Annotated in this window: 9 protein-coding genes; 8 read left to right on the forward strand and 1 reads right to left on the reverse strand. The window is 38.6% G+C overall.

The genetic code is table 11. The features are described from left to right. The 7 genes from ASU31_RS23510 to ASU31_RS23540 form a co-directional block, all read left to right on the forward strand. The coding region (locus ASU31_RS23510; protein ID WP_209435052.1) for a proline racemase family protein at positions 1–367 on the forward strand (367 nt) is incomplete at its 5' end. Positions 368–407: 40 nt separating this feature from the next. Beyond that, positions 408–1,649 carry an NAD(P)/FAD-dependent oxidoreductase gene (locus ASU31_RS23515; RefSeq protein ID WP_057934695.1) on the forward strand — a complete coding sequence of 414 codons (1,242 nt, stop codon included), beginning with the start codon at positions 408–410 and terminating at the stop codon, positions 1,647–1,649. Between the two features lie 599 nt (positions 1,650–2,248). After that, complete coding sequence (locus ASU31_RS23520) at positions 2,249–3,151, forward strand: AraC family transcriptional regulator (RefSeq protein ID WP_057934696.1); 903 nt, start codon at positions 2,249–2,251, stop codon at positions 3,149–3,151. 85 nt (positions 3,152–3,236) lie between these two features. Then, the gene (locus ASU31_RS23525; protein ID WP_057934697.1) at positions 3,237–5,018 is read left to right on the forward strand and encodes a DUF885 family protein; all 1,782 of its coding nucleotides are present in this window, start codon (positions 3,237–3,239) and stop codon (positions 5,016–5,018) included. Positions 5,019–5,059: 41 nt separating this feature from the next. Next, the gene (locus ASU31_RS23530; RefSeq protein ID WP_057934698.1) at positions 5,060–6,508 is read left to right on the forward strand and encodes an APC family permease; all 1,449 of its coding nucleotides are present in this window, start codon (positions 5,060–5,062) and stop codon (positions 6,506–6,508) included. A 76-nt stretch (positions 6,509–6,584) separates the two neighbouring features. Continuing rightward, positions 6,585–8,882 (forward strand): S9 family peptidase, encoded by a 2,298-nt coding sequence (locus tag ASU31_RS23535; protein ID WP_057934699.1) that lies wholly within the window; start codon positions 6,585–6,587, stop codon positions 8,880–8,882. 85 nt (positions 8,883–8,967) lie between these two features. Beyond that, entirely contained in the window at positions 8,968–9,756 is a 789-nt protein-coding gene (locus tag ASU31_RS23540) for an NIPSNAP family protein (RefSeq protein ID WP_057934727.1), read from the forward strand. Positions 9,757–10,155: 399 nt separating this feature from the next. On the opposite strand, the gene ASU31_RS23545 is transcribed toward ASU31_RS23540, so the two are convergent. After that, complete coding sequence (locus tag ASU31_RS23545) at positions 10,156–10,545, reverse strand: LytR/AlgR family response regulator transcription factor (RefSeq protein ID WP_057934700.1); 390 nt, start codon at positions 10,543–10,545, stop codon at positions 10,156–10,158. Between the two features lie 403 nt (positions 10,546–10,948). On the opposite strand from ASU31_RS23545, the gene ASU31_RS23555 reads away from it, so the two are divergent. Beyond that, positions 10,949–12,493, forward strand: coding sequence for a glycoside hydrolase family 28 protein (locus tag ASU31_RS23555; protein WP_057934702.1), 1,545 nt, complete (start codon positions 10,949–10,951; stop codon positions 12,491–12,493). Positions 12,494–12,582 lie beyond the last annotated feature (89 nt).

The following is a 12,582-nucleotide window of genomic DNA, read 5'->3' on the forward strand; positions in this document are numbered from 1 at the left end:
TTTAGACCCTACGATAAATGGTTGTAGCCATGTGTTGTGGACCGGAAAAACAATAGATCCTACATCAACAGCCAGGAATGCAGTTTTTTATGGCGATAAAGCCATCGATCGGTCGCCATGTGGAACAGGTACCTCGGCCCGTTTGGCTCAGTGGTTTGCTAAAGGAAAATTAAAACAAGGAGAAGATTTTATTCACGAAAGTTTTATCGGTAGCAAGTTTATTGGAAGAGTAGAAGAAGTTGTAGATCTGAACGGAATTAAAGCCATTATACCAAGTGTAGAGGGCTGGGCAAAAATTTATGGTTACAACACCATTAAAATAGATGCCGAAGATGATCCATATGCACATGGATTTCAGGTGATTTAGTGAGTTTTTAAAAAGAATATCAGCAGTATAAATTAAAAGAATGTCGAAAGTATTAATTATAGGTGGTGGAATTGTAGGGCTAACTTCAGCGTATTATCTGCAGAAAAGGGGTTACGAAGTAACAGTTTTAGATAAGAGAGATATTACTGACAACTGCTCTTTTGGTAATGCAGGGATGATCGTGCCAAGCCATTTTGTGCCTTTGGCTGCGCCAGGCATGATAAAACAGGGTATTCGCTGGATGTTTAACAGTAAAAGTCCGTTTTATGTTCGTCCATCTTTAAATGGGAACCTCATTAACTGGGGCTTGAAATTTATGAAACATGCCACGGCAAAACACGTGAGCCAATCGGCAGTACCTTTACGCGATTTATCGTTACTGAGCAAAAAACTATATGAAGGATTGGCTAAAGAGCCTGATTTCGATTTCGAATTAACGAACAATGGTATTCTGGCATTTTATAAAACGGAAAAAGCAGGAGAAGAAGAAGCGCATTTAGCTGCAAGGGCAATTGAACTGGGTTTGGATATGGCTGTGTTAACAGCCGACGAATGCCGTGCATTGCAACCTGATTTAAAATTAGATGTTTTGGGCGCGGTACATTATCGTTGCGATGCACATCTTTACCCAACAAAGTTGATGAATGCTTTGCTTAAGTATTTGTTGAACAATGGTGTTAAGATAGAACGAGGCAGAGAGGTTGATAAAATTGAAACAGTTGGCAATCGCATTATGAAGGTTTTTACAGGCAATACCGCCTGGGAAGCCGATCAGTATGTTTTAGCAACTGGTTCATGGTCGCCTGCTGTAGCTAAAATGGCCGATGTTAAAATATCCTTAATGCCAGGTAAAGGTTATTCTTTTATGGAACCGGAACCTCAGCAAAGGCTAACTATTCCGGCATTGTTATGTGAAGCCAGAGTGGCCATAACACCAATGAACGGGCAGATTAGGTATGGCGGTACAATGGAGTTAGATAAAATTAATGCCCGTATTAATATGCAAAGGGTTAAAGGGATTGTAGAATCGGTTCCAGCATATTTTCCAGATTTAAAACCCGCACTTCCAGTAGAAAAAGATATCTGGTATGGCTTCCGTCCGTCATCACCTGATGGTTTGCCATACATTGGCAGAAGCGAAAAAAGAGAAAATCTAATTATCGCTACCGGCCATGGTATGATGGGGTTAAGTTTAGGCCCCGCAACAGGTTTGTTGGTTAGCCAGATTGCTTCAGGCATAGCTACTGATCTAAAAATGGAGCCATTCGCAGTTGTTAGATAGTATACTAAGGATTAAATTTTTCTAGGGATGCCGTCATTGCGAAGCCAATTTTGATTATCTGAAGCAATCTTCATCTCAGGTTGAAAAGATTGCTTCGTCGTTCCTCCCCTCAATGACGCCCGATTTTAAGCATCCGTCATTGGTAAATGATTTGGAATCGTAATTCAACAAGGTTTAATCTCTAAGAGGTTTGTATCATAAATTGTAACTCAATCGAATTTGTCACGTTGAGCCTGTCGAAACGCCTTGTAAGACATTTAAAACTGGTCCTTCGACAAGCTCAGGATGACAATCCTATATTTATGATACAAACTCTTGATTTAACTCAGTTTCTTCACAATTTCCCAAAAAAATGGCAGAATTGACTGTTAATCCAAAAATAGCAGACTTTATCAGTTTAAATTAATCGTCTTAGATCTTGCTTTACAGTAGGTTAACTAAATTTGTAGTAATTTACGAGCTGCCAAATTCATAATCGGATCCGTCATATATTATCAAGTTATAGCAGGATTTTAACCTTATTTAAGTTTTATTGGTTTATTTGAGTTAATATTCATACATTCAATTCATAATCAAACTCAACCAACTAAACCAAAATTATGAAAGTATTACCATTTACCATGCTTGTTCCCGATGACAAGAGTGTGATATCGGAACATATTGAACTTCCATATTTTTACCAGTATCTGCACCGCCACGATGAATGGCAGATTACTTATATAGAAAAAGGAGAGGGTACGTTAATCGCAGGGAATGATATGCATGCGTTCCGATCGGGCGATATTTTTGTAATTGGGGCAAAACTTCCACATCTTTTTAAAAGTAACCCCGAATATTTCTCTGCTGATAACAATAAAACAATCAAAGCATGTTCTATTTACTTTAATCCTAACGGGATTTTGGCTGCTTTGTTCAATCTTCCCGAAATGAAGATGGCAAGTGGTTTTTTAGCTAAAAACAAACATGGTTTCAAAATTCCTGCTGCATTTACTAAAAACATGGTAACCAAAATGTTCAATGTTCACCAGGCATCAGGAGTTGATGTGCTGTTTAACTTTTTGAAATTGGTTAACAGCCTTCAGGATTTAAATGAGAATGTAGAATCGTTATGCTCGGATATGTATTCTTCTAACGTAACCGAAAATGAAGGTATGAGGTTGAGTAAGATCATTAACTTTATCACCGAAAACTATAACAATCAAATTTCTTTAGAAGATGTAGCCAATGCTGCGTTTATGACCCCTCAGGCCTTCTGTAGGTATTTTAAGAAACATACAGGACATACTTTCGTATCCTTTTTAAACGAAGTTAGAATTAACGATGCCTGTAAAAGCCTTATTTCTGGAGAAAAAGCCGATTGCATTTCAGGTGTAGCCTATAAAGCTGGTTTCAATAGTATTACCAATTTTAACCGGGTATTTAAAAGTATTATTGGTCAGTCGCCAAGAGCATATATCGATACTTATAATAATGTGAGCAGGGTGAGCTACGTAGGCGCCTAAACAAAACACTTTTATTTTTAAAAAAAAAGCTAGCCATTTTTTCAAATGGAGGCAAATGCTATTCGCCAAATTTAACCAACTCTAAATGCAAAACAAATTGAAGTTCCTTGCCCTTTTGTTAATGGTAAGCCTGTTATCAGGTACTTTTGTATTAGCCCAAACTTCAAACGAAAGTTTGTACGAACAAACCAGCGAAATGGGTACGCTGATAGTAGGCTACCAAAGGGATGTAGATGCCATTAACGATTTCTATTATCCTTATTCTGCAGGAGGTACTTATTCTTTTCCGATGACTACTTTTAAAAGCCCTGAACAAAGAAAACGCTTGCAAGACATCAATAAAGATTATTTAAGCAAGTTAAAATCGGCCAAATTTGAAGGCTTTAGTATTTATGGCAAAGTAGATTATATCCTCCTTAAAAAACAGATAGAATCTTCTGTTTGGCTCTTAGGTAAAGAGGAAACAGAATACAATGCCCTGTCGAAGTATTTTACCTTTGCTGATGCAATTTATGCACTCGAAAAGCTGAGAAGAAGAGGGACTTATAAAGATGGTTCTTTACTGGCTGCCCAGATGGACGAAATCGCGAAGCAGATCGATGCCCTAAGCCAAAATTTCACGAAGCAGGCAAGCCTCAAAGCCGACCAGCTTAAGATGGCAACGGCCATAACCTTGAGCTTAAAACACCGTTTAAAAGGTTTTTATCAGTTTTATATGGATTATGAACCTGGTTTTACCTGGTGGGCACCAAAACCTTACGAAAGGTTAGATCTCGCTTTGACCAATTACGCTAAGTTTTTTAACGATAAAGGAGATCCTGTACCTGCGGCAAAATCAAACAAACCAGAAATTAAAGGAAATCCCATCGGAAGGGAAGAACTGATCAGGCAATTAAATGCAGAACTTATTCCTTATACACCAGAAGAACTGATCCAGCTTGCTGAAAAAGAATTTAAGTTTTGCGATGAAGAACTTTTAAAAGCATCAGCAGCAATGGGCTTTGGTAAAGACTGGAAAAAAGCTCAGGAAAAAATCAAGAATAGCTACGTACCATTAGGTAAACAGCCCGAGTTGATTGTAAAACTACAGGATGACGCTCTGAGCTTTATAAAAGCTAACGACCTGATCGATATTCCGGCTCTAGCTGAAGAAACCTGGGGTATGGTAATGATGTCGGCCGAGCGCCAATTGGTGAATCCATTTTTTACCGGCGGGCGCGAAATTAGTATTTCTTATCCAACAAATTCGATGGAAGAAGATGATAAGTTGATGAGTATGCGTGGTAATAATCCTTATTTTTCAAGAGGCACGGTACAGCACGAACTCTTACCGGGTCATCACTATCAATATTTTATCAATAACCGTTATAAAAGCTATCGCGATCCATTTAAAACCCCTTTTAGTGTGGAAGGCTGGCCTTTGTACTGGGAGCTTTTACTCTACGATAAAGGTTTTGCCAAAACTCCTGAAGAAAAAATGGGAATGCTTTTCTGGCGGATGCACCGTTGTGCCAGGATTCTTTTTTCACTAAACTTTCATCTTGGTAAATGGACGCCTCAGCAGTGTGTCGATTTCCTGGTCGATCGGGTAGGGCACGAACGCGCCAATGCGGAAGGCGAAGTGCGCAGATCTTTCAAAGGCGATTACAGCCCCTTGTACCAGGTAGCTTACCTTACCGGCGGTCTTCAACTTTTTGCGCTGAAAAAAGAATTGGTTGATAGTGGTAAGATGAGCTTTAAAGTTTTTCACGACGCGGTGATTAAAGAGAACTTAATTCCTGTAGAAATGATCAGGGCTACTTTAACCAATCAGCCCTTAACACGTGATTTCACCACCTCGTGGCATTTTTACGACCAACTTAAATAATAAACTCACCAAACCATTTGAACCACCAAGCAACAAAACCTATGATTGAAAAAGAAACCACACAATTTAAACCCTCACTTAAATTGATGGATGCAACAATGCTTGTAGCCGGAAGTATGATCGGCTCAGGTATTTTTATAGTAAGTGCCGATATTACCCGAAATGTAGGCAGCTCTGGCTGGCTGTTAGTGGTTTGGTTAATTACAGGCTTTATGACACTTACTGCCGCATTGAGTTATGGCGAATTAAGTGCAATGTTCCCAAAAGCGGGCGGGCAGTATATTTATTTAAAGGAAGCATATAATCCGCTGATCAGTTTTTTATATGGCTGGAGTTTTTTTACGGTAATCCAAACGGCAACTATTGCCGCAGTAGGCGTGGCATTTGCCAAGTTTACGGCATATCTCGTGCCAGCACTAAGTGAAGATTTAGTAGCCATAGATTTAGGTTTCTTTACCATTTCACCGGCACAACTATTGGCCATTGGGGTAATTATATTACTCACCTATATTAACAATAGGGGGGTAAACGGTGGTAAAGTAATTCAAACCACCTTTACAGTGGCCAAATTGCTAAGTTTGTTTGGCCTTATCGCGTTTGGCCTTTTCTTTTTAGATAAAGGAATCTGGAAAACCAACTGGGAAAATATGTGGGTTTTAGGACCGTTATCTGCCGATGGAAATATTGGCTCTTATACCACTTTGGCGGCTTTCGGGGCCATTGCTGCAGCAATGGTGGGTTCGATATTTAGTAGCGACTCCTGGCACAACGTTACCTTTATTGCCGGTGAAATTAAAAACCCTGCACGAAATATTGGCTTGAGTTTAGCCTTAGGAACCATTATCGTAACAGTACTCTACATCCTTACCAATGTAATGTATACCGGCGTACTTTCGCTGCACGACATTGCTTATGCTGATAAAGATCGGGTGGCGGTTTCTGCTGCCAATCATATTTTCGGTACCGCTGGTACCATCATTATTGCATTAATGATTATGGTTTCAACTTTCGGCTGTAACAACGGTTTAATTATGGCTGGTGCCAGGGTGTATTACTCAATGGCCAAAGACGGGCTTTTCTTTAAGAAAGTAGGTACACTCAACAAAAATGCAGTTCCTGGTTTTGGACTATGGATTCAGTGTGTTTTTGCTTGTTTATGGTGTATCAGTGGAAAATATGGCGATCTGTTGGATATGATCTCGTTTGTGGTGGTGATGTTTTATATGCTCACCATTTTTGGAATTTTTATCCTTCGTAAGAAACGACCTGATGCCGAGAGACCCTACAAAGCTTTTGGCTACCCTGTGCTGCCGATCATCTACATGGTGATGGGACTGGCATTTTGTATATTGCTCATTATTTTTAAACCTAAATTTACCTGGCCTGGATTAATCATCACGTTAATTGGTATACCGGTTTATTACCTGATTAAAGGAAGTATTGCCCGCCAGGATTTGAAAGCAAAAGAAGCGGTTGATGTGGGCGGTTAAAATATTGATGTTATTCATCAAAATCTAAAGGAAATCTGAAAGGCCGTAGCACTATATTTACCACAAAAAATCTGTAATGACCACTTACCTAACCGCTAAAAAAGCAATAGTCACCATCTTATTAAGTTTTGTTTTCTTTCAAGTGCTGGCACAGCAAGCAGGTTTACATCCTTATACACCAAGTGCTGCAGAAATGGTAAATGCTTACCAATTATCCACTAAGCTGGATACCGTATTACGCAATATCCCAACTAATAACGATCTTATTCCCCTTTGGAAAAAAGACGGGAGCGCATTTTGGTACAAAAAGAACCTTCCTAATAAAACATGGGAATATTATTATGTAGATGCGCTAACAGGAAAACGTAAAGCTGCATTTGATAGTGAGAAACTTGCGCAGAACATTGAAAAGGTAACGGGTAAAAAGCAAAATCCATTAAAACTGCAGTTTGCTGAACTGTATTTCGCCGATCAGGGTAACACGGCAAAACTAAAAATACAGGATAAATGGTATGAATTAAACTTGAACGATTACAGTTTGGCGGACACCAAAGACACTACAATTTATCGCTACAATGCCAAAAGACCTTTGCAGCAAAGCAGATCGCGCTGGCAACGGAACCGTGAATCCAGAAAATCGCCTGATGGTAAAAATGAAATCCTCATAAAAGGTGGAAATATATTTGTGGTTGATCTAGCTACCAAAGCAGAAACCCAATTAAGTACCGATGGCAATGCCGATAAACCATATGGCGAATTTGCATGGTCGCCCGATAGCAAAAATATTGTTGCCTATAAAATCGATCCGAAAGAAATTAAAAAAGTACATTATGTATTAAGTTCTGTTCCTGGTACCACACGTGGTGAATTAAAATCGAGAGAGTATGCACAGCCTGGTGACGATTTTACCGCTTATCAACCCTATGTTTTTAATGTAGCGGCTAAAACTGCCATTAAAGTAGATGCAGATCCGATAGATTTCTTTGGTGCACCAGAATTGCATTGGCGCGATAATAACAGCAGATATTATACCTATGAGAAAGTAGATCGCGGCCATCAACGTTTTAGGGTAATTGAAGTAGATGTTTTAACCGGAAAAACAAAAAACATTATCGACGAAAAAACAAAAACCTTCATTTATGAGCGGCGCATTTATACCCATTACTTACCTAAAACAAATGAAATATTGTGGACCAGTGAGCAGGATGGATGGCAACACCTTTATCTGGTTAATGGCACCACCGGAAAACAGAAGCTGATTACCAAAGGCAATTGGGTAGTTAGGGATATCGATAGTATAGATGTAGTTAAACGCCAGGTTTGGTTTAGGGCTTGCGGAATGAATGCCAGTGAAGACCCTTACTTTATCCATTATTACCGGATTGGTTTCGACGGTAAAGGATTGGTAAACCTTACGCCCGAAAAAGGTAACCATAACCTCAGCTTTTCTCCCGATCGTAAATATTATATCGATACTTACTCTCAGGTAAATGTACCGCCTGTTAGCGAGTTAAGGTTAACTGCGAGTACCAAAAAAGTAAGCGAAATAGAACATGGACAAACGGATATTTATTTGGCTACCGGTGTTAAACTGCCTGAAGTTTTTGTGGCTAAAGGAAGAGATGGCATAACCGATATTTGGGGCATTGTTTGCTTCCCTTCAAAAATGGATCCGAACAAGACTTATCCTGTTATCGAGAATATTTATGCAGGTCCTCATGATAGTTTTGTGCCCAAAAGTTTCTTACCTGCCAGTGAAATGCAGAGCATTGCCGAATTAGGCTTTATTGTAGTACAGATTGATGGGATGGGTACCGCTAACCGATCTAAAGTTTTTCATGATGTATGCTGGAAAAATATAGCTGATGCAGGTTTCCCTGACCGGATATTGTGGATGAAAGCCATGGCCGTTAAATATCCAAATGCTGATATTACCAGAGTGGGGATTTATGGCACTTCGGCGGGTGGGCAAAGCTCAACAGGTGCACTGTTATTTCATCCCGAGTTTTATAAAGCTGCGGTTTCTGCCTGTGGTTGTCACGATAACCGCATCGATAAACAATGGTGGAACGAACAATGGATGGGCTATCCGGTAGGGCCGCACTATGGAGAACAATCTAACATTACCAATGCAGCAAAATTACAAGGTAATCTATTTCTAATTGTTGGTGAAGCCGATGAAAACGTACCACCAGAATCAACCTATCGACTTGCTGATGCATTGATCAAAGCAAATAAAGATTTCGATATTTTAAGCATTCCGGGTATGGGACACAGTGATGGCGGTATTTACGGAAGGAGGCGTAAACGTGACTTCTTTGTAAAACATTTATTGCATGCCGAACCACCAAATCCGAATGTTTTGGTTCAATAATCATTGGTTCATTAGTACGTTCAAAATTCAATCATTAAAAAATAAATTGTTACTTTGGCACATTGTATCTAATCATCCTTTAACAATGTCGCAAAGAATTAAAGTTTCCTGTCTGTTTTTATTTGTGCTGTTATCTAGTGCATTTGTGGCCAATGCATCGAAGATAGATTTCTATCAGATCAAGATTTACCACTTGAAAACCGATGCACAAGAAAAAACAGTAGATGATTATCTGCAGAAAGCATATTTACCCGCATTGCACCGTAATGGAATTACAAAAGTAGGCGTGTTTAAGCCAATTGTAGGCGATCAGACTGTGGTTATAGAAAAGCTTATTTATGTATTTATTCCTTTGAAATCATTCAATGGCGTTCTGGAGCTGGATGAAAAGTTAGCCAAAGATAAACAATATGCTATTGACGGTAAAACTTACCTTGATGCAGCTTATACCGAGGCTCCTTACGAGCGATTAGAATCTATTGTTTTAAAGGCTTTTGAGGATGCTCCTCATTTTATGCTCCCTAATCTAAAATCGCCGATGAAAGAACGGGTGTACGAATTAAGAAGTTACGAGGCACCTACTGAGAAATATTTTAAGAATAAAGTTCAAATGTTTAATAAAGGCGATGAAATCGGGTTGTTTAAAAGACTCAATTTTAATGCAGTATTTTATGGCGAAGTAATCGCCGGTAGCCGCATGCCTAATCTAATGTATTTAACCACTTTCGAAAATAAGGCCGATAGAGATGCGCACTGGAAGGCTTTCTCAGCAGATGATTATTGGAAGAAGCTATCAGCCATGCCTGAGTATCAGCACAATGTTTCTAAAAACGACACTAAATTTGTTTACCCAACAGACTATTCAGATTTTTAAGAAAGGTAAAGCTGAAAGACTAAAACTCAAAGCAAAATTAAATTCCGTGTAAATCTGTGCTTCCGTGGCAAAAAAATAACCCAATCCAGATAGATCCTGAACCCGATAGCTAGCGGGTTCAGGAGGACGATGGCCGGGACCGAGCTATAAAATCTTAACGTTTTTAATTGCTTAATGGTAAGAAAGGTAGAAGCTTAAAGACTAAAGATCAAAGCAAAATTAAATTCCGTGTAAATCTGTGCTTCCGTGGCAAAAAATAGCCCAAGCTGGATAGATCCTGAAACAACCCGATAGCTATCGGGTTCAGGAGGACGATGGCCGGGACCGAGCTATAAAATCTTAACGTTTTTAATTGCTTAATGGTAAGAAAGATAAAAGCGAATATCATCAGCGGGCTACTCACAAAAGTATTTCTTTATCCTTACGTTCTGTCAGAATCAGCTGATTCACCGTGTCTTCAAATTTTCTAAAATCGAGCGGTTTAAATAAAAAACAGTTGCCCTTATCAATGGTATTATTGTCATCGTTACTTACAAATACAACAAATTTTACGCTGTTTCGAAGCATTCTGGCTATATCCATTCCTGATATTTCCATCTGGATATCCAGAAATAGAAAATCAATTTTCCCGTAAGTCCAAAAGGCGGCCATGGCATCTATTGCATCCGTAAAACTTCCCTTTAGTTGGAGTTTGTTTATTTTGGAAACAAAGTGCTCAAGTGTTTTTATACTCGTTTGGCTGTCATCTATAATTACACAGCTATAGGATTTTGATGGGGGGAAATTCATTTGTAATAAGCAATTTTACAAACACTTACAAAATGCTTGCCATTCGATTATTTTTTAAGTTTATAATCCAAAAACGTTTTGTTTAAAATATAACTAACCAATATTCTATGATCAATTAGTGCTAAAAAATAAACTATTTGTGTGCTTTGTATTTTTTTTGATAGTATAGGTAATTGCGATTCTACTTTCGTGTTTATAGAAACCTGAAGTTTTTTTTGCAACTCCTCGTTTCTGGTTTCTTCATTACGTAAATCGAAAAGAAAAATCATTTTTGATAAATACATTATTGCTTTAAATATTATACCCTATAGCGCATGACAGTTAATCTGATAAGCCAGTTATATTTGTAAAGAGATAACTGCAGTACCCGTAATTATTTCGCTAACCAAATAATTTTCTCATCATGATTGTACCGATACTTATCAATAAAATAAGCAAGAAGTTGCTATTGTTTATGCTCGTTTTTCTGTCGTTTAAGGCTGGTGCAAGGGCTATAAATCAGTTTAATCTTTTGGTTGCGCCAGGTACGTTATCAGAAAATAGTCTAGCCTTATTATGGGATAAACAACATGGTGCGCCGAATATAATTTATCAAATCTCTTTAGATGGTAAAGTGCACGGTACTACTGGAAAAACCAATTATACAATAGAAAATTTGACCCCAAATACCTGGTATACAGTAAGTGTAAATATTAAAGGAAATAATGCCGCTGGCTTAAATACCATCCGTTTTAAAACAAAGACAAGAGGGAAAGTATACAATATTTTAGATTTCGGCGCAAAAGGAGATGGTATTGCCAGTAATACGAAAGCGATTCAAGCAGCAATAGACGCCTGTAGTGCAGGTGGCACGGTTTATATCCCTAAAGGGACTTTCGTTTCAGGTGCGCTATATTTAAAAAGTAATATGACCCTCCTGATAGAAGAAGGCGGTGTATTAAAAGGATCAACAGTTGTAGAAGATTATTTGCCGATGATTCTAAACCGTTTTGAAGGCTGGGAACTTAAAACATATGCCAGTTTACTCAACGCAGGTACACTCAACCGCAACGGAACTTATAATGTGAAAGATTTAAGAATTACAGGTAAAGGCACCATCAGTGGCGGAGGGAAAAAACTTGGTGATGCGATGATCAAAGCCAGTGGAATAAGAAGCAGAGGCCGTTTAGTCTGCTTAATGAACTGTCAGAATATAAGTCTGTCTGATTTAACGATTACTGAACCGCCTTGCTGGACCATTCATTATATTTATAGTAACAATGTAACCTGTCAAAATTTAAACATCATAACTGTAAATATCCGCAATGGGGATGGTATAGATCCTGATTCTTCTACCGATGCTTATATTTTTAACTGTACTTTCGATACTGGTGATGATTGTATCGCCATTAAATCGGGTAAAAATCCTGAAGGCTTTTTTGTAGCCAAACCCACCAAAAATGTACGGATAACAGATTGCGACTTTAAACGCGGTCATGGTATTTCGATCGGCAGCGAAATGTCTGGAGGGGTTAGCGATGTTTTGGTGCAAGATTGCAAAGCAGGGAAATTGTTGCATGGCATGCAGATAAAAGGAACAAAAGATAGAGGTGGTTATGTAAAAAATGTAACCGTAACCGATTGCCAACTATTGCAGATTACCATCTTCTCAGCAGTTAATTACAACAATGATGGCGAATCTGCACCACAGATACCTACCTTCGAAAATTTTGTATTCAAAAATATCGACATGTCTATGGCTTCAAATGCAGGCGCAGCGATTGATATCAACGGTTTTAAAGACCCTTTACATCGCTTAAAAAATGTAAGTTTTACGAATATTACCTTGCCGGAGCAAGCAAAAATTGTGGTTAACGATGCCGAGAAAATAAAATTCACTACAGTGCATTCAGTAACAGGCACTAAACCCCTATATGTCGTGAACAATAGCTCCGAAGTGATTTATTAGTTCATTGACTAGTGATCATTAAACATCAATATTATAACTTTAATAATCTTTACTACCTTAAAACCCTTATCCGCCTATCGGCACCTTTC

This window comes from Pedobacter ginsenosidimutans (genome assembly GCF_001442625.1).
GTDB lineage: Bacteria > Bacteroidota > Bacteroidia > Sphingobacteriales > Sphingobacteriaceae > Pedobacter > Pedobacter ginsenosidimutans.